The organism is Microbacterium sp. HSID17254, assembly GCF_003989315.1.
In the GTDB taxonomy this organism is placed as follows: domain Bacteria; phylum Actinomycetota; class Actinomycetes; order Actinomycetales; family Microbacteriaceae; genus Microbacterium.
In genome coordinates this window covers 46,637-64,702 of record NZ_RBLT01000006.1, presented here as the reverse complement: position 1 = coordinate 64,702, position 18,066 = coordinate 46,637, and the positions used below count along the sequence as shown (strand labels likewise).

Annotated in this window: 20 protein-coding genes; 3 read left to right on the top strand and 17 right to left on the bottom strand. The window is 68.5% G+C overall.

The window, feature by feature from the left end:
- Positions 1-7: 7 nt before the first annotated feature.
- The 15 genes from rpsJ to D8M34_RS04560 form a co-directional block, all read right to left on the bottom strand.
- A complete protein-coding gene (gene rpsJ, locus D8M34_RS04625) occupies positions 8-316 on the bottom strand; it encodes a 30S ribosomal protein S10 (protein ID WP_017201594.1) in 309 nt (102 codons plus the stop codon).
- 870 nt (positions 317-1,186) lie between these two features.
- Positions 1,187-1,399 (bottom strand): hypothetical protein, encoded by a 213-nt coding sequence (locus tag D8M34_RS04620; RefSeq protein WP_062765219.1) that lies wholly within the window; start codon positions 1,397-1,399, stop codon positions 1,187-1,189.
- A 147-nt stretch (positions 1,400-1,546) separates the two neighbouring features.
- On the bottom strand, positions 1,547-2,740 hold the full coding sequence (tuf, locus tag D8M34_RS04615; protein ID WP_062632876.1) for an elongation factor Tu: 1,194 nt from the start codon (positions 2,738-2,740) through the stop codon (positions 1,547-1,549).
- Between the two features lie 164 nt (positions 2,741-2,904).
- Complete coding sequence (gene fusA / locus D8M34_RS04610) at positions 2,905-5,019, bottom strand: elongation factor G (protein WP_062632877.1); 2,115 nt, start codon at positions 5,017-5,019, stop codon at positions 2,905-2,907.
- Positions 5,020-5,115: 96 nt separating this feature from the next.
- A complete protein-coding gene (rpsG, locus tag D8M34_RS04605; RefSeq protein WP_017201608.1) occupies positions 5,116-5,586 on the bottom strand; it encodes a 30S ribosomal protein S7 in 471 nt (156 codons plus the stop codon).
- 5 nt (positions 5,587-5,591) lie between these two features.
- On the bottom strand, positions 5,592-5,960 hold the full coding sequence (gene rpsL, locus D8M34_RS04600) for a 30S ribosomal protein S12 (RefSeq protein ID WP_013584051.1): 369 nt from the start codon (positions 5,958-5,960) through the stop codon (positions 5,592-5,594).
- 227 nt (positions 5,961-6,187) lie between these two features.
- Positions 6,188-6,835, bottom strand: a complete 648-nt coding sequence (locus tag D8M34_RS04595) for a hypothetical protein (RefSeq protein ID WP_062765222.1) — start codon at positions 6,833-6,835, stop codon at positions 6,188-6,190.
- Positions 6,836-6,884: 49 nt separating this feature from the next.
- Complete coding sequence (locus tag D8M34_RS04590; protein WP_238695598.1) at positions 6,885-7,313, bottom strand: hypothetical protein; 429 nt, start codon at positions 7,311-7,313, stop codon at positions 6,885-6,887.
- A gap of 71 nt (positions 7,314-7,384) precedes the next feature.
- A complete protein-coding gene (locus D8M34_RS04585) occupies positions 7,385-8,488 on the bottom strand; it encodes an ABC transporter (protein WP_126893295.1) in 1,104 nt (367 codons plus the stop codon).
- Between the two features lie 112 nt (positions 8,489-8,600).
- Positions 8,601-8,753, bottom strand: coding sequence for a hypothetical protein (locus tag D8M34_RS19245; RefSeq protein WP_164498161.1), 153 nt, complete (start codon positions 8,751-8,753; stop codon positions 8,601-8,603).
- Between the two features lie 64 nt (positions 8,754-8,817).
- Entirely contained in the window at positions 8,818-9,468 is a 651-nt protein-coding gene (locus tag D8M34_RS04580; RefSeq protein WP_085606386.1) for an HAAS signaling domain-containing protein, read from the bottom strand.
- Positions 9,469-9,470: 2 nt separating this feature from the next.
- Positions 9,471-9,797: a PadR family transcriptional regulator gene (locus D8M34_RS04575; protein ID WP_062765234.1), complete on the bottom strand. Its 327-nt coding sequence runs from the start codon at positions 9,795-9,797 to the stop codon at positions 9,471-9,473.
- 49 nt (positions 9,798-9,846) lie between these two features.
- Positions 9,847-10,755, bottom strand: a complete 909-nt coding sequence (locus D8M34_RS04570; RefSeq protein ID WP_062765238.1) for a sugar ABC transporter permease — start codon at positions 10,753-10,755, stop codon at positions 9,847-9,849.
- A gap of 1 nt (position 10,756) precedes the next feature.
- Entirely contained in the window at positions 10,757-12,361 is a 1,605-nt protein-coding gene (gene malF, locus D8M34_RS04565; protein WP_062765241.1) for a maltose ABC transporter permease MalF, read from the bottom strand.
- A 72-nt stretch (positions 12,362-12,433) separates the two neighbouring features.
- A complete protein-coding gene (locus D8M34_RS04560) occupies positions 12,434-13,645 on the bottom strand; it encodes a sugar ABC transporter substrate-binding protein (RefSeq protein WP_062765244.1) in 1,212 nt (403 codons plus the stop codon).
- 222 nt (positions 13,646-13,867) lie between these two features.
- On the opposite strand from D8M34_RS04560, the gene D8M34_RS04555 reads away from it, so the two are divergent.
- From D8M34_RS04555 to D8M34_RS04540, 3 genes are all read left to right on the top strand, one after another.
- A complete protein-coding gene (locus tag D8M34_RS04555) occupies positions 13,868-14,296 on the top strand; it encodes a hypothetical protein (RefSeq protein ID WP_126893294.1) in 429 nt (142 codons plus the stop codon).
- Between the two features lie 153 nt (positions 14,297-14,449).
- The gene (locus D8M34_RS04545; RefSeq protein ID WP_025102421.1) at positions 14,450-14,938 is read left to right on the top strand and encodes a YajQ family cyclic di-GMP-binding protein; all 489 of its coding nucleotides are present in this window, start codon (positions 14,450-14,452) and stop codon (positions 14,936-14,938) included.
- A 414-nt stretch (positions 14,939-15,352) separates the two neighbouring features.
- Complete coding sequence (locus D8M34_RS04540) at positions 15,353-15,985, top strand: GntR family transcriptional regulator (protein WP_126893293.1); 633 nt, start codon at positions 15,353-15,355, stop codon at positions 15,983-15,985.
- Here D8M34_RS04540 and D8M34_RS04535 read toward each other — a convergent pair.
- Complete coding sequence (locus D8M34_RS04535; RefSeq protein ID WP_126893292.1) at positions 15,976-16,986, bottom strand: alpha/beta hydrolase; 1,011 nt, start codon at positions 16,984-16,986, stop codon at positions 15,976-15,978. The genes D8M34_RS04540 and D8M34_RS04535 overlap by 10 nt on opposite strands.
- Before the next feature lie 37 nt (positions 16,987-17,023).
- Positions 17,024-18,052, bottom strand: coding sequence for a hypothetical protein (locus D8M34_RS04530; protein ID WP_126893291.1), 1,029 nt, complete (start codon positions 18,050-18,052; stop codon positions 17,024-17,026).
- Positions 18,053-18,066: the final 14 nt, after the last annotated feature.

Genomic DNA, 18,066 nt, shown 5'->3' with positions numbered 1-18,066 from the left:
TCGAACCTCAGAGCTTGATCTCGATGTTGACGTCGGCCGGCAGGTCGAGACGCATCAGCGAGTCGACGGCCTTGGGCGTCGGGTCGACGATGTCGATCAGGCGCTTGTGGGTGCGCATCTCGAAGTGCTCGCGGCTGTCCTTGTACTTGTGGGGCGACCGGATGACGCACACGACGTTCTTCTCGGTCGGAAGGGGCACGGGTCCGACGACGGTCGCGCCCGCACGGGTCACGGTGTCGACGATCTTGCGTGCGGACGTGTCGATGACCTCGTGGTCATACGACTTCAGGCGAATGCGGATCTTCTGTCCCGCCATTGTCTGCTCTCTCTCTTTAAGCGTCTTACCGTCCGGGACCGGGTGGCCCTGGGGCATTGGACGCACGTCGGCGCTGTTCGCGCCTCGGCACTCGTTCTTCTCGGGCCCTCGACCTCGCGGTCGGGAGCCTGTCGAAGAGGCTGCACCACTGTTCTGCTGTCAGCCGCACACCCGGAGGTGACGGATGCCCGACCCCCGCCGCGCACGGCAGTGCCCTCGATGATGAAGGTGTCGGGATTGTGTTCTGCTGCCCGCGGCCTAGAACCCTGCGGCCTCCCGGAGGAGGCGCCGTCTATGCACTGCCCTGGCAGTGATCCGGCGCACGCACAGCGGCGACGGAATATCGAACCTGTCTATTCTGCCACGGCGGATTTCACTTCTGCAAACCCGGGCGTGTCGCGCTCACCGGACTCTCAGGGACCCCCTCCTCCGCGAGCGTTCAGCCCGCGGAGGAGCGCGGGGCGAGGCATCCCCATGCCTCGCCCCGCTTGGGGAGGGCGTTCAGTGCGAGGGGGCACACCGAACGCGAGGAATCCAGCGTGAAGGGACGCCGGACGCCTCGACCGAGGGCACGGCGGAAGACCCGCCGCGCAGGCGGGGAGACGCTCAGGCGCACGGAGTGCGCGCGTCGCACGATGATCCCCAAAATCGTTTTCCCCAGATTTCCAACGCGGACGAACCGCGTGATTCGGGAGCCGAACCCCTTCGGCGTCCCCGACCGCAAGATCCCCAGGCGGTCGACATGATCCTACTCGATGTATCCGCGAATGCGCCACATCCGAGGGCGCTGTGCACCGGCATTCCCCCGGACGCGGAAGAGCGGCGGCCCCGGTCTCGGGGGCCGCCGCTCTTCCGCGGAGACGTCCGGCTCTACTCGTTGCCGATGCTCTTGTCCGCGCTGTCGCGGATCTCGTCGATCTTGTCCGCCGCGCCCGGTGCGATCTTCTTCGCGAAGTCGGCGACGCCGTCGAGCACCTTGTCGCTGATGTCTTCGGCCTGCTCGCTCTTGACGGCTTCGGCGAGCTTGTCCTTGTTCTGCTCGTACAGGTCCTTGCCCTTGTTGACGGCGTCCTCGATACCCATGTGAATCCCCTTCGGAGGTGTGTGCTTCCGACGATCGCGCCGGACACCTCATTGTGCCGGGCAGAACCGGGCGACGGAACCCTCGATCCGGAAAACGACAAAGGGGTCGAGCCCGAAGGCTCGACCCCTTTGCGAGGAAGCAGATGCTTACTTGATGATCTTCGTCACCGTACCGGCGCCGACCGTACGACCACCCTCACGGATGGCGAAGCCGAGGCCCTCCTCCATGGCGATCGGCTGGATCAGCTCGACCGTCATGTCGGTGGTGTCGCCGGGCATGACCATCTCGGTGCCCTCGGGCAGCGTGATGACGCCGGTGACGTCCGTGGTGCGGAAGTAGAACTGCGGACGGTAGTTCGTGTAGAAGGGGTTGTGGCGGCCACCCTCGTCCTTGGACAGGATGTAGGCCGTGCCCTCGAAGTCGGTGTGCGGCGTGACCGAACCCGGCTTCACGATGACCTGGCCGCGCTCCACGTCCTCGCGCTTGGTGCCGCGGAGGAGCAGACCACAGTTCTCGCCGGCCCAGGCCTCGTCGAGCTGCTTGTGGAACATCTCGATACCGGTGACGGTCGTCTTCTGCGTCGGGCGCAGACCCACGATCTCGACCTCGGAGTTGATGGCCAGGGTGCCACGCTCGGCGCGACCCGTGACGACGGTGCCACGACCGGTGATCGTGAAGACGTCCTCGACGGGCATGAGGAACGGCTTGTCACGGTCACGCTCCGGGTCCGGCACACTGTCGTCGACAGCCTGCATGAGCTCGAGGATCGCGTCGACCCACTTCTCGTCGCCCTCGAGAGCCTTGAGAGCGGAGACACGGACGACGGGAGCGTTGTCGCCGTCGAAGCCCTGGCTCGAGAGCAGCTCGCGGACCTCGAGCTCGACGAGCTCCAGGATCTCCTCGTCGTCGACCGCGTCGGACTTGTTCAGCGCGACGAGCAGGTAGGGGACGCCGACCTGCTTGGCGAGCAGCACGTGCTCGCGCGTCTGCGCCATCGGGCCGTCGGTGGCCGCGACGACGAGGATCGCGCCGTCCATCTGCGCCGCACCCGTGATCATGTTCTTGACGTAGTCGGCGTGGCCGGGGGCGTCAACGTGGGCGTAGTGGCGCTTCGGGGTCTCGTACTCGATGTGCGAGATGTTGATCGTGATACCGCGCTGGCGCTCTTCCGGCGCCGAGTCGATGGAAGCGAAGTCACGCTGCACGTTCGTGTCGGACGGGTACTTGTCAGCAAGCACCTTCGAGATCGCTGCGGAGAGCGTGGTCTTGCCGTGGTCGACGTGACCGATCGTTCCGATGTTGACGTGCGGCTTGGTCCGCTCGAACTTGGCCTTAGCCACTGGGTCCTCCTCAGGACGTCGTTGTAGAGGTGCCGGGCACTGGTTTGCGACCGGTTCTCTACGGGTTAGGTTCTCAGTTTAGTAGAGAGGGAATGTGAAGTTGTAGGTGACCTGGGAACCCCGGGTGCTTCGACAGGCTCAGCGACCCAGGGTTCCCAGAAGTGTTACTCGCCCTTGGCCTTCTGGACGATCTCGTCGGCCACCGCGCGCGGGACCTCGGCGTAGCTGTCGAACTCCATGGAGTAGACGGCACGGCCCGAGGTCTTCGAGCGCAGGTCGCCGATGTAGCCGAACATCTCGGACAGCGGCACCGCGGCGCGCACGACCTTGACGCCGGCGGCGTCCTCCATCGACTGGATCTGGCCACGACGCGAGTTCAGGTCGCCGATGACGTCGCCCATGTACTCCTCCGGAGTACGGACCTCGACGGCCATCAGCGGCTCGAGCAGCACGGGGTTGGCACGGCGAGCGGCCTCCTTGAAGCCCATGGAGCCCGCGATCTTGAACGCCATCTCCGAGGAGTCGACGTCGTGCGCCGCACCGTCGACGATGGTCGCCTTGACGCCCACCATCGGGTAGCCCGCGAGGACACCGACGTTCATGGCGTCCTGGAAACCGGCGTCGATCGAGCCGATGTACTCGCGCGGGATGCGGCCACCGGTGACCGCGTTCACGAACTCGTACGTCTTCTCGCCGTCGAGCTCGAGCGGCTCGATGTTGAACTGGATCTTGGCGAACTGGCCCGATCCACCGGTCTGCTTCTTGTGCGTGTAGTCGTGCTTCTCGACGGCCTTGCGGATCGTCTCGCGGTACGCGACCTGCGGCTTGCCGACGTTCGCCTCGACGCGGAACTCGCGCTTCATGCGGTCCACGAGGATGTCGAGGTGCAGCTCGCCCATGCCCTTGATGGTCGTCTGACCGGTCTCGGGGTTGAGCTCCGTGCGGAAGGTCGGGTCCTCCTCAGCGAGCTTCTGGATCGCGAGACCCAGCTTCTCCTGGTCGGCCTTGGTCTTCGGCTCGATGGCGACCTCGATCACCGGCTCCGGGAACGTCATCGACTCGAGGACGACCGGCTGCGCGATGTCGGCGAGGGTGTCACCGGTGGTGGTGTCCTTCAGGCCGATGACGGCGTAGATGTTGCCGGCGGTCAGCTTGTCGACCGGGTTCTCCTTGTTGGCGTGCATCTGGAAGATCTTCCCGATGCGCTCCTTCTTGCCCTTGGTCGAGTTGATGACCTGGGCGCCCGACTCGAGCTCGCCCGAGTAGACGCGCACGTACGTCAGACGGCCGAAGAACGGGTGCACGGCGACCTTGAAGGCCAGGGCCGCGAACGGGTCCTTCGCGTCGGGGTGACGCTCGATGATCTTCTCCTCGTCCTTCGGGTCGTGCGCCTCGATGGCGGGCACGTCCAGCGGGGAGGGGAGGTAGTCGACGACGGCGTCCAGCATCGGCTGCACACCGCGGTTCTTGAAGGCGGAGCCGCAGAGGACCGGGTAGATCTCGCTGGCGATGACCATCTTGCGGATGGCGCCCTTGATCTCCGCGACGGTGAGCTCCTCGCCGCCGAAGAACTTCTCGAGAAGCTCCTCGTCGGTCTCGGCGACCGTCTCCAGCAGCTGCTGGCGGTAGTCCTCGGCCTTGTCCTTGAGGTCGGCCGGGATCTCCTGCACCTCGTAGGAGGCACCCATGGTCACGTCACCCTTGGCGTCGCCGGGCCACACCAGGGCGCGCATCTCGATGAGGTCGATGACGCCGACGAAGTCGTTCTCGGCACCGATCGGGAGCTGCAGCACCAGCGGCTTGGCGCCGAGGCGGTTGATGATCGTGTCGACCGTGAAGTAGAAGTCCGCGCCGAGCTTGTCCATCTTGTTGACGAAGCAGATGCGGGGGACGTTGTACTTGTCGGCCTGACGCCACACGGTCTCGGACTGGGGCTCGACGCCCTCCTTGCCGTCGAACACGGCGACCGCGCCGTCGAGGACGCGGAGCGAGCGCTCCACCTCGACCGTGAAGTCCACGTGACCGGGGGTGTCGATGATGTTGATCTGGTTCTTGTTCCAGAAGCAGGTCACGGCGGCAGACGTGATCGTGATGCCGCGCTCCTTCTCCTGCTCCATCCAGTCGGTGGTCGAGGCACCGTCGTGCGTTTCGCCGAGCTTGTGGTTGACGCCCGTGTAGAACAGGATGCGCTCGGTCGTCGTGGTCTTGCCGGCATCGATGTGCGCCATGATGCCGATGTTGCGGACCTTGCTCAGGTCCGTGAGCACGTCTTGTGCCACAGGAGTGTCCTTATCTATTGGAGCAGCAGGTGTACTGCGAAGAGGGGGTGCGACGGGCCCAGGAACGCGGAAGGGTCCCTGAGCCCGTCGAAGGGGTTACCAGCGGTAGTGAGCGAACGCGCGGTTCGACTCGGCCATCTTGTGGGTGTCCTCGCGGCGCTTGACCGCGGCACCGAGGCCGTTCGACGCGTCCAGGATCTCGTTCTGGAGACGCTCGGTCATCGTCTTCTCACGACGACCCTTGGCGTAGCTCACGAGCCAGCGCAGCGCGAGGGTGTTCGCGCGGTGCGGCTTGACCTCGACCGGAACCTGGTAGGTCGAGCCACCGACGCGGCGGCTGCGGACCTCGAGCGTGGGGCGCACGTTGTCGAGCGCCTTCTTCAGGGTGGCGACGGCGTCCTGGCCGTTCTTCGCCTCGACGCCGCGGAGGGCGCCGTAGACGATCGACTCGGCCAGCGACTTCTTGCCGTCGACGAGGATCTTGTTCACCAGCGAGGTGACGATCGGAGCGCCGTAGACCGGGTCGTTGACGACGGGGCGCTTGGGGGCGGGACCCTTACGAGGCATCTAACTCAACCCTTCTTCGCGCCGTAGCGGGAACGAGCCTGCTTACGGTTCTTGACGGCCTGGGTGTCCAGAGCGCCACGGACGATCTTGTAACGCACACCGGGGAGGTCCTTCACACGACCGCCGCGGACGAGCACCAGGGAGTGCTCCTGCAGGTTGTGGCCCTCACCGGGGATGTACGCGGTGACCTCGGTCCCGTTGCGGAGCTTCACACGAGCGACCTTGCGCATCGCCGAGTTCGGCTTCTTCGGGGTGGTGGTGTAGACGCGGGTGCAGACCCCGGCCTGCTGCGGGTTCGACTTGAGCGCGGGCGCCTTGGTCTTCGAGACCTTGGGCGAGCGACCCTTGCGAACCAACTGCTGAATGGTTGGCACGTTCTCTCCTCATAGTGCTGCACGGTGACAGCGTGATGGGTTTCACATCATGACCCACCGGCACGCCGGAACCGGCGAGCTTTTGGTGTGGTGGGTATGCCGTGGGGGCGGACCGGCGAGGTGCCGACGCCCAGCGCGCACGTCAGGACGTGCACACACCTGATCAAGTGTAATGCCGCGTAACCTGACGGTCAAATGACGGCCGCCCTCGCCCGGCCCGCGCGGAGTCAGGGGATGTCGGGGTCGAACGGGGAGTCCAGCGACTCCGTCAGCTCGGCGAGGAGCGCCTCGATCTGCGGCTCGACGTGCCGGGACACCGCCGCCTGGATCGTGATGCGGTGCCGGAGCAGGATCCCGCAGATCTCCCGGCCGACGAGGTTCGCGTACTCGTCCGCGAGGGCGACCTCCTGTCGCAGTGCCGTCTTGGCCTCGTCGGAGAGCGGAGGCAGCGGTGGCAGCTCGGCCGCGGAGTCGTCGGCGAGGCCGGCGATCGTGAAGAGGAAGGGGGCACCGGGCACCGGCTCCGGGTCCAGCGGCATGCCCTCGAACTCGGGGTCGAGGTCTTCCGTCGGTCGATAGCTGCGTGCCCTGTTGCGCGCGGCCTGCTGGTCGAGTTCCCGCTGCAGCGTGGGGAGGTTCCGCGCGGTGTACTCGGCGACCGCGTGGTCGACGATCGTCTTGATGCGCGTCGACAGGCCGTGCTGGACGCCGTGCGGGGTGGTGCCGGCGATTCCCGCGGCGGCGAGGATGGGCGAGCCGAGACAGCGTCGGCAGGGCGCGGTCCGGCCGCGGTGCGTCGCCGGCTCCCAGCGCGGCACCCAGCGCAACCAGGCCTCGACGGCCTGGTCGACCTGCGTCTCCAATGAGCGCTCCACCCCACCAGGGTACGGCGCGTCGCCGCTCACGGCGCGGATTTCCGGGGTGTCATTCCCCCTCGTCGCGCTCCCACGGCCATCGCGGCTGCGCCGACTTCGTGCGGCGCAGGGCGATCCCGCCCCAGGCGGCCACCGCCGCCGCGGCGAGGAGCACGAGACTCGCGCCGCCGCGGACGAGATCTCCGGCGACGGCCGTGGCCACGACCACGTCGCTCGTCGCGACGAGCACGGCGAACCAGACGGTGGCCAGGTGCACGAGGGCCGTGAGCAGCGCGATCACGGGAGCGGAGCCGAAGGAGGCGTGTCCCCGCCGCACCGTCGCCCACAGGACCAGTGCGAACACCACGACCGCCGCGACCATGCCGGACACCCCGGGGATCTGCCCGAGGCCCGGTGCATCGATGATGTCCCGGTCGGTGGCGACGCTGAGCGCACCCAGGCCGAAGACGGCGAGGGCGAAGAAGGCGATGGTGGCCATCACTGCCGCGAGGACAGCCGAAACCCCCGCGGACTCGGGCCCGCGGGGGTTCGGCGTGGTGGTGTTCGTGATTACCTCGACAGGGTGGGACCGGCCTCGAGGGTGCGCTCGTACTCGCGCTGCGCCTCCTCGTTCAGCTCGGTCTTGCGGGCGCCGCTGCGGGCCACCCAGGCGCCGAACCAGATCGTGAGCTCGCGGGCGAACACGAAGGCCGCGATCGCCAGCGGTGCCAGCAGCTGCTCCCCCGCGAGTTCGAGGCCCTGCGACGCCGTGAGCTTCCAGAACGGCGCCTCGAAGAGCTGCCCCAGGATGTGTCCGGCGTAGGCGATGAGTCCGACCACGATGCCGAACACCACCCACAGGCCCCAGCGGCCACGGTTGATGATCGCTCCGAGGAGCCAGAAGCCGAGGAAGAACACGACCACCGGCGTCCAGAAGCCCCAGGTGAGCAGCGGGGCCACGAGCGCCTCGCCGATGTTCTCCCCGTTCACGTCGCCGGCGAGAGCGCCGAGGCCGAGGACGGTCGCGAGGTAGAGCAGCGCGAAGGCGACGGTGGCGAGCAGGCCGATGGCCCCGGCGGTGCCGCGGTTGCCGCGCTCGCGCGGCGGCTCCGGCGCCTGCACGAAGATCGGCTGCGGCTGCTGAGGCTGCGGCGCGGCGGCAGCGGCACCGTTCGTGAGCGGCTCGGAGGGCACGATCCGGGTGTCGGTGTCGTCGGCATGGGAGGCGTAGGCGGCGCCTGCCATGGCCGACTCCTCGTGCGCGCGGGGGGCCGAGGTGTCGTACAGCGAGGTCTCCGGCGTCGCGTACAGCGACGTCTCGGGGGTCGCGTCGCGTCGCTCGTCACCGAAGCGGTCGGCGCCGGGACGGTCGCCCTCCGTGCGGCTCGGTGCCGGTGCGGAGGAGGCGAAGGTGCCGGGGTGCTCCCGCTCGGCGGCCTCGAACGCGGCGAGATCGGGGTCGACCGCGGGCTCCTGCCGCGCTGCGGCCTGGTCGGCCGGCGTCTCCGCAGACGCCGGCGTCGCGCCTTCGGCACGCGAGCGGTCGACGTCGTCCGCGCCGCCGGGAACATCTCCGCGGGCTGCCGCTGCGGCGTCGAGACCGGCGTTCGCGCTGCCGACGACGTCGTCGACGTCGTTCGACTTCTCGGGCTGACGAGCCTCGGGATCACTCATGGGATGCGCCTCTCATCGGGGATGTGCAGTGCGAGATTACCGCCGCGCGTCCCGGCGCTTCCGGAGGCGTGCCGTCGTGTCGCCATACGCGTCGCCGCGCGGGTTCCGCGGCTCAGGGGAAAGTGCTGCGGAGCGCGTCGCCGGCGAACTGCGCGAGGATCGGGAGCATCGGCAGTGAGAGCCAGACCAGAGCGCCGACGATCCCGGCGCACACGATGCCGGCGAACCAGCTCATCCCGAGGTTCCGACCACCCACCCGTGCCATGGTCCCACCGTAGGCCCGCGCCCCCGCCCGGGCCGTGAGCAACGCCGCGACGCGGCGGCCTCGGTCAGCGGACGCCGCGGCCGCGCATCCGCCACAGCAGCCAGAGCCCGGAGGCCGGGACCAGCAGGAACCCCAGCAGCAGGAGCAGGTGCCACTCCCCGAAGGACGGGACGAGCGGGTTCACCACGTCCGACACCGCGTCGCCGTCGGTCGAGCTGCCGGAGGCCGACCCCGTCGAGAACCCCGTCATGGTCGAGGTGATCAGGAAGGACAGCCCCGTGGCCGCGAAGGGCACGAGGATCGCGAGCGCCTTCTCCCAGGTCCGCCACATCGCACTGAGGCTCACGAGCACCGCGCCCACGAACCAGCCGACGACCGGCACCACGATCCCGCCGAAGCTCAGGGTGAGCGCGGCCGCGATCGCGAAGCCCCGCGTCGCCGTCGTCGGCGTGCGAGGTGCCGACGGAGCGGGCGCGGGCGCAGGGAACACGACGGGCGGCACCGTCGGCACCTCGTCCCCCGCTTCACGGGCGATCCCTCGGGGATCCCCCAGCCTGTCGATCCGTTCCGCGGTCGCCTCCGCGTCGAGCCCGTCGAGCTCCTCCGCGATCCCGCCGCGGATGTCCGACGCGACACCGTGCGGGAGGCCGCGCATCGCCTCGTCCAGCCGGGCCAGGTAGTCGTCACGCAGCTCGGCTGCGGTCTTCTCGGTCATGGTCATCCTTCCCCCACCATGCCCGTGACGGCACGGGCGAACGGCGCCCACTGCGCCCGGAAGCGCGCGAGCTGATCGATACCGGCATCCGTGAGCCGGTAGTACTTGCGCGCCGGACCGCTCTCGGACGGCCGGTCGAACGTCGTCACCCAGCCGTTGTCCCGCAACCGCCCGAGCAGCGGGTAGAGGGTGCCGATGCTGGCGATCAGCCCGGCGCCGGTGAGTGCCTCCGACAGCTGCCAGCCGTACATGGGCTCGCGCGAGAGCAGGCCGAGCACGCAGTACTCCACCACTCCCTTGCGCATCTGCGCCCCGGCGTCCGCTGTCATGCCTCACAAGGTAGCATGTGACGCACGCTAGCGCTGCCCGATGCGTCGATCAGCCCTTGGTCGCCCCCGCGGTGAGACCGCCGACGATGTACTTCTGCAGGAAGAGGAAGAGCACCATCACCGGGATCGCCGCCATGACCGCGCCGGCGGAGAAGGCCGACCAGTCGGCGTAGCGAGGGTTCGCCACGAGCTTGGTCAGACCGACGACGAGGGTCTGCTGATCCACGTCGACGAGCATGACGCTGGCGATCACGTACTCGTTCACCGTGCCGATGAAGGAGAGCAGACCGACGACCGCGAGGATCGGGGCGACCAGGCGGAGGATGATCGTGAAGAAGATCCGCGCGTGCCCGGCGCCGTCGATGCGGGCGGCCTCGTCGATCTCCTTCGGGATCGTGTTGAAGAAGCCGTACATCAGGTAGGTGTTCACGCCAAGCGCGCCGCCGAGATAGACGAGGATCAGGCCGGTGTGCGTGTTGAGGCCGATCGCCGGGAACCAGTCCCCCAGCGTCGACATCAGCAGGAAGATCGCGACCACCGCGAGGAGCTGCGGGAACATCTGCACCACGACGATGGTGACGAGCCCCACGCGACGGCCCGCGAAGCGCATGCGGGAGAAGGCATATGCCGCACAGGCGCCGATGAAGACGGTGACCGCGCCCGTCACGACCGCGATGAGCAGCGTGTTCAGGAACCACGTCCCGTACGGGTTCTGCGGATCGCTGAGGATGCGCACGTAGCTGTCGATCCCGATCGCCGAGAAGAGCTGGTTCGACCCGGTGAGCGTGCCCTTCGGGTTGAGCGAGGCCGACACGACGTACAGGAGCGGGAAGAGGGCGAAGGCGCTCACCACGATGGCGACGAGGTGACGCCATCCGGTGTCGGCGAACCAGGCGCCGAACGAACGACGCGGCGGAGCGGTGCGCGGGGCGGTGGCGGTGCTGGGGACGGTGCTCATGTCAGTTCAGCTCCTCGAGGGCCTTGGTCTTGCGGAAGCTGATGATCGAGATCGTCGCGACCACGACGAAGATCAGGATCGTGAAGGCGGAGGCGAGACCGTAGTCGCGGGTCTGACCGGTGAAGGCCACCTTGTAGACCATCGAGATGAGGATGTCCGTGTGGCCGACGGGGATCGACACGTCGCTGAAGCGCGGGCCGCCCTTGGTCAGCATGTAGATCAGGTTGAAGTTGTTGAAGTTGAACGCGAACGACGAGATCAGCAGCGGCGCCACGGTCACCAGCAGCAGCGGCAGCTTGATGCGGCGGAAGATCTGCCACGCGTTCGCGCCGTCCATGACGGCGGCCTCGTTCACGTCGTCCGGGATGCCCTGCAGCGCGCCCATGCAGACGAGGAACATGTACGGGAAGCCGAGCCAGAGGTTCACCAGCAGCACGGACACCTTCGCCAGCACCGGATCGGTGAGCCACGGGATGGCCGCGCCACCGAACAGCACCTGGTTGATGAACCCGAAGCTCTCGTTCATCATCCCGGCCCAGACGAGCGCGGAGAGGAACGCGGGGAAGGCGTACGGGAGGATGAGGATGATCCGGTAGCCGTTGCGGAAGCGCATGCGCGTGTTGTTGAAGACGAGCGCGAGCAGCAGGCCGAGGAAGAAGGTCGTCGCGACGGAAACCAGCGCGAAGACGAAGGTCCAGACGGTGACCGAGATGAGCGGACCGCGGATGGACTCGTCGGTCACCGCGCGGACGAAGTTGTCGAAGCCGACCGTGGTCTGCCAGCCGGGCAGCAGCTGCTCGCCGTCCTCCGCGGTGAACGCACCGTCGCCGGTATCGCTGTAGACCGTGCCGGTCGCGGTGTCCGTGATCGTGTCGGCAGCGGCGTCGTAGGTCAGCGTCGAGACGTACAGGTAGCCGTTCTGCCCGTCGGGTGCACGGAGGCTGCCGTCGTTGGGGTCGTCGCTGAACGGGACGGAGAGCTGCTCCAGCTCCTCCGACAGGGTGAAGACGGTGGCCAGCGGAAGCGTGGTCCACCCGTCGACGGCGACGGCCTTGCCACCCTCGAACTCCGCGTCGACCTCGGCGAGAGGCTGCTCCGCCGTGCCGAGGAGCGCATCCCCGTCGTCGGGATCCGTGACGAGGAGGCCGTAGGTGCCGAACTGCTCGACCACCGTGACGGGATACGTCGGGGAGTCCTCGACGCGCTCCTGCGCGGAGGCGAGCAGCGACGAGATCGCCTGCTCTTTGCTCCCGTTGTGACCGGTGCCGTAGTTCGTGAAGCCGATGTAGCCCGTGTAGAGGAGCGTGAAGACCTGGAACAGGACCAGGAAGATGATGCCGGGGGTGAGGTACTTCGCCGCGATGCGCTTGCGGGAGAAGTAGATGTAGTTGACGACGACCGTCACCGCGACGACGAGGCCGAGCACCAGCCACTCGCGCTGCACGAGCAGCACGAACACGGCGTAGACGGCGATCGCGTCCACGATCGCCAGCAACAGGATCTTGAGCAGCATCCACCCGATCGGTCGGGAGGCCGCCTCGGCGATCTTCGCCGCCTGGCGCTGCCGAGGCGTGGGGGGCGCGGTGCGCTCTTCGGTGTCTGTCATGTCGTCCTCGTCATGGTCCTGCCGGGGCGGGCTGGGTGGCCCGCCCCGGCAGGGTCGTCATCTTGTCGGCCGTTACTCGATCGCGGCGGTCACGTCGTCGACGAGCTTCTGCCACGTCGCCTGCGGGTCCTCGCCGTTGATGATGGCGGCCTCGGCCACGCCCCAGAACTGCCAGACCGCGCCCATGGCAGGGATCGCCGGCATGGGGACCGCGTCGGCGCCGACGGACTGGAAGCCGGCGATGATCGGGTCGGACGCCGCGGTGTCGGCGGCAGCCGTGAGGGCCGGGAGGACGTTGCCGGCCTTGAACAGCTCCAGCTGCACGTCCTCCGTGCCGAGGTAGTTGACGAGGAAGTCGTTGGCCGCGACCTTGTTCTTCGACTCGGCGCTCACGAAGAAGCCCTTGACGCCGGCGAACGGCGAGGCCGTCTCCCCCGTCGGGCTCGGGATCGGGTCGATCTCGACGTTGATGCCCGCCTCGGTGGCCGCGCCCACGTTCCACGGGCCGGTCAGCCAGAAGGCGGCGGTGCCGTCGAGGAACTGCTGCTTGGCGATCTCACCGTCGATGTCGGTGTTCAGCGTGCCGGCCGCGCCCTGCGCGCCCAGCCAGTCGGCGAAGGCGAAGCCGCCCTCGCTGCCGAGCTGCAGGTCGGTCGGGTCGTAGCTGCCGCTGTCGTCGGTGCCGAAGACCGGAGCGCCGAACGCGGTCTGGAACGGGTACAGGTGGTACGGGTTGCCCTCGGCGCCCTGCTCCACCACGAAGGTGCCCTTCGAGACCATGTCGTCGAAGCTCGTCGCGGGCTCGGGGACGAGGTCGGCGTTGCGCAGGACCGCGATGTTCTCGACCGCGTACGGGAGCATGTAGACGGTGCCCTCATAGGTCGCCGCCTGGAGCGCGACGGGGAGGTAGTCCTCGGAGCTGTCGCCGAGCTCGATCGGCGCGACGACACCGTTGGTCGAGAGCTCGCCGAGCCAGTCGTGAGCGCCCATGACCACGTCGGGGCCCTTGCCGGTCGGGACCTGCTGGATGAAGTCGTCCTTCATGTCGTCGACGGACTTCCCCACCAGCTTGACCGTGACACCGGTCTTCTCCTGGTACGCGTCCGCCGCGCCCTGCAGCGCGTCGACCCGCTCGGCGTCGACCCAGACGGTCAGCGTGCCGCCGCTGTCCCCACCGGAGGAAGAGTCGTCGCCGCCGGATCCGGTCGAGCAGCCGGCGAGCGTCAGAGCCGAAACGATGGCGATGGCGCCCGCGGCGACCATGCCCCTCTTGTTCACCTTCATTGGTGTGTGCCTCTCTCAGTGCTGAGCGCCTGCAAGACTGCAAGCGCTTACAGTATGCATCGTTTCGAAAGGCGATCACAATCCGCAACCGCGTCGATATCAACCCGTGATCGGCCCGGCGCCCGGGGCGAGGCATGAAAACGCTTCCATATCAGCCGGAGTTCCAACCTTTCGCGGCTCCGCGGGGTTCCCCGTACGGCTCATCTACGAGAGCATCGCTGGATGGGGATCCACGTTCGGGCGGCTGCCGCCGTCGTCGCCCTGTCCACGGTCGCGCTCAGCGGATGCACCAGCGTGGGAGCCGCATACGCCGTGCTCGATCGGGAAGCCGGGGCGCGGGACGAGGTTCCGGCAGATCTGCCCGGCTACGCGTGGGACGACGTGGACCAGGCGACAGCCCGGTTCGTCGGCGAAGACGAAGGGACATCCCTGTGGCTCGCTCGCGCCCGCGACGACGCTTCCGCATGCCTCTTGGCGTACGCCGACGAGGAGAGCTGGGTGCTCGGGTGCGGCGGTGGCGGCGCGCTCTTCTCGGTCGGAGGCATGACGGGCACGTTCACCGTCGTCCCCGATGGTGCGCCCGCTCCGGAGGGGATGACTCGGATATCCGAGAACGTCTACACGGCGAGCGGCGGCAGTTCGCACTCGTAGGCGACTGTGACGTAGCCGACCTGGTCCCCGTTCGGAGAGGTCACCGCCATCGGGTCGCCACCGTACGCGCCGATCAGTCCTGTGATCCGGAGACGCGCTCCCGGGGTGCCGCGCCCACGGGACTTTCCGCACAGCCGCGGATACAGTTGAGGCATGGCTGACAGTTCCTTTGACATCGTCTCGAAAGTGGATCGCCAGGAGGCCGAGAACGCCCTGAACCAGGCGCGCAAAGAGGTGGAGCAGCGCTACGACTTCAAGGGGACCGGCGCTTCGATCGCCTGGAGTGGCGAGCAGATCCTCATCACCGCGAACACCGAGGAGCGCGCGAACGCCGTCCTCGACGTGTTCCAGTCCAAGCTCATCAAGCGCGGCATCTCCCTGAAGAGCCTCGACTCGGGCGAGCCTTTCGCCAGCGGCAAGGAGTTCCGCATCCTGTCGAGCCTGAAGGACGGCATCTCCTCCGAGAACGCGAAGAAGATCGGCAAGATCATCCGCGACGAGGGCCCCAAGGGCGTGAAGAGCCAGATCCAGGGTGACGAGCTGCGCGTGCAGTCCAAGAGCCGCGACGACCTCCAGGCCGTGATCGCGCTCCTCAAGGGCAGCGACCTCGACATCGATCTGCAGTTCATCAACTACCGCTGACGCCACTCGCGTCGGAGGCCAGGGCTCGGGAGTCATCCCGGGCCCTTTCTTTTCCCCGGTCAACGCATACCGAGATATCGGTGTTCTTCGTCGAGACTGGAGGCGGTCGTGACTCGTCACGACTCCGACGCCATCCCCGCCCGACACCCGATCGCCGCGGTGGATGCGCTTCGAGGATGCCACGCCGGCTCAGGGGAGGGAGCGGCGCGGGCCCCCGGAGCTCGCGTCGGCCTGGGGTCTGCCGACGTCGCACGCCGACCGGTCCCGGGTTCATGACAGGCCTCCCCGCCCGCTGCGCGCCCCCACGCGGATCGGCCCCCCGAGGAGGCATGACGGCAATCCTGCGGCCGTCGCTCCCCTCATCGCCCGGGAGCGGACGTCGGTCGCAGACCGAGAACCACCGGGGGCTGGGCCATGGCGCAGATCGAGTCGAAGAGCATCGGAGAGAACAAGCAGCTGCTGGCGGATGAGGTGTTCCACCACATCGGGCGGCTGATCACGGAGGGAGAGTTCGCCGAGGGCGACCGGATCCGGGACGTCGACGTGGCGGACGAGCTCCACGTCTCGCGGACGCCGGTGCGCGAAGCACTGCAGCGCTTGGAGCGACTGGGACTGGTGACGATGTACCCGAGCCGGTACACGGAGGTGACGATGGTCACGCCGCAGGTGGTGGCCGAATCGCTGGAGTTCGCCGGCTACCAGGGAGGCATCACGGCCCGGATGGCGGTGCCGCGGCTGAGCGCGGTCCAGCGCGAGCGGGTGCAGGAGCTCATCGCTCGAATGCAGGACGCGCTCACCGACGGCGCGTCCACGGCACGGGCGCGATGGGCGGTCTTCGCCTACCTCGCCGACCACAGCGGGAACCGTCAGCACCGGATGCTCATCGACGATGTCGCCGTCGCGGTGACCCGGAACCTGCGCGCCTGGGTGGTGCGCCCCGGCGATCGCGAGCGGATGCGGCAGGTGTACGCCGACTTCGCCGAAGCGGTGCGCGCCGGCGACGGCGACGAGGCGGAGCGCCTCGCACGCGCGATGTACTACGTCTGAGCGGCGCGCCAACCGACGACCCAGCGGTGCAGGCGACGATACGCGTCCTCGCGGGCTTCATGCCGGGACAGGAAGACGTCGTGCAGGGCGCCGTCGATCCGTTCGACGGTCACGGAGGAGCCGAGCCGCAGGGCCGCGCGGGCGATGTCGTCGACGACGAGGACGGAGTCGGCGGCGGTCAGCTCCTCCGACCACCGGGTCGGCGGCACGAACCGCTTCGACAGGAGGACGCAGACCGGCGCCGCGATGTCCAGACCCGCGGCGACGGCCTTGTGCCCGGTGAGGATCGCGTTGAGCCACCCGGCGTACACGGCCATCGTCTGCACGGGACGCCACGCGGTGTTGACCTCCATCGGATCGTCGGGGTCGGCCACCTCCTGCTGCGCCCGCGTGTAGTAGCCGAGATCGACCTGCGGCGCGACGTCGAGCGGCCGGATCCGCGCTTGGAACTCGACCATCGGGGCGATCGCGGCGCGCACGGGGGCGAACTGGAACTCGAGCCAGGGGCTGTTCAGGATGAGGGCGTCGGCCGCGCCGGGATGCCGGGCCGCCCACAGGCTCAGCGTCAGCCCTCCGGTCGAGTGTCCGAGCAGGATCAGGCGTCGCCCGCTCTCCTCGCCGCCCTCGCCGCGCCCCATCGCGTCCAGGGCCGCGGCGATGTCCTCGTCGTAGGTGGACAGGTCGGTGATGTAGCCCGGGGTCTGACCCTCGCGCAGACTGCGCCCGTACTTGCGCAGGTCGAGGGCGAAGAAGCGGGCACCACGAGCGGTCCAGAATCGGGCCAACCGCTTCTGGAAGAAGTAGTCCGACCACCCGTGGATGTAGAGCACGTCCACGCCCTCGAGCAGCGGGCGACGGCGCCGAGCGCGCTCCCACCACGGGACCGGAGCCGGCAGCGCGCGCACGAGGGTGGCCACCACCGGGCCCTGCTCGTCACTGCCGAGGTCGAGGGTGAGCTGGGCGAACTCGTCTCCGAGCACATCCGGGATCCACTCGGCCATGCGTCCTCCCCCTCGTGCCCAGGCTAGCCCACGGCCGTCATTCGCCGCCGGGGCGGGCCACGGAGAAATCGTCCGCGATGGCGGCGCCGATCGGGGCGAGGTCGTCGATCCCTGACCCTTCGAACGTGGTCAGACGCAGCCAGTCCTGCCCCACCCGGAGGTCGAGCACCGACCGGCCGAGCTCGTCGACGCCGGTCACGGCGGCGTCCGCCCCCTCGACGTCGACGGTGTCCTCGCCGTCCAGCCGGTCGAAGGCCCAGGCGCCGCCGGGAAGCGTGGTGAGGGTGAGGTAGCCCTGTGCCGCATACTCGTCCTCGGCCGAGGCGTAGTAGCAGATCCGCGAGCCGTTGCGCTCCTGGTACACCTCGGCCGGGATGGACCAGCCGCCGAAGGCGTCGACGACGTGCACCTCGGCGCCGACCCGCTCCGCGAGCTCGGTGGCGGTGAGGAAGCGCGTGCAGTCGACCCCGGCGACCGGGCTCTCCGGGACCTCCACGGGCTGCAGCGAGGCGACGGCGGTCGCGGCGAGCCCGCGCAGCACCTCCTCGAGCGACGCGGTGTCGTCCGGTCCGCGCTCCGGGTCGACGATCGTGGCCGAGACGAGCACGTCGCCGTCGACGATCTGGAAGAAGCAGTACCCGCCGCCTTCGCAGCGCGCCTCCTCACCGAAGTATCCGCCGCGGGACTCCGCCCCCGTCGTGACCTCGTCCGCGTCCGGGAGGATCGTGACCTCCCAGTTGCGCTCCGCCGTCCCCGCCGAACAGGCGATCCCGCCGGCCCGCTGGAACATGTGCTGCGCCGGTCCGGGGTACCAGCTCGGGGAGGACCAGACTCCGAGAACCTCGGCGACGTCGCCGCCGGCTTCGCCGAGCGCACTCGTCATGGCCGCGTCGACATCGGCGCAATCCACGTCGAAGGCGGGCGTCGGCACCTCGGCCCCCGGTGTCGGCGCGGTCGTGACCGCGGCCGACGGCGTCCTGGTCGGCTTCACCTCGGGTTCGGGCGCACAACCGGACAGCAGGAGCACGGCCACGGCGCCGAGGGCCAGGAGTGCACGAGGTCGCATGGCCTCAGCCTAGG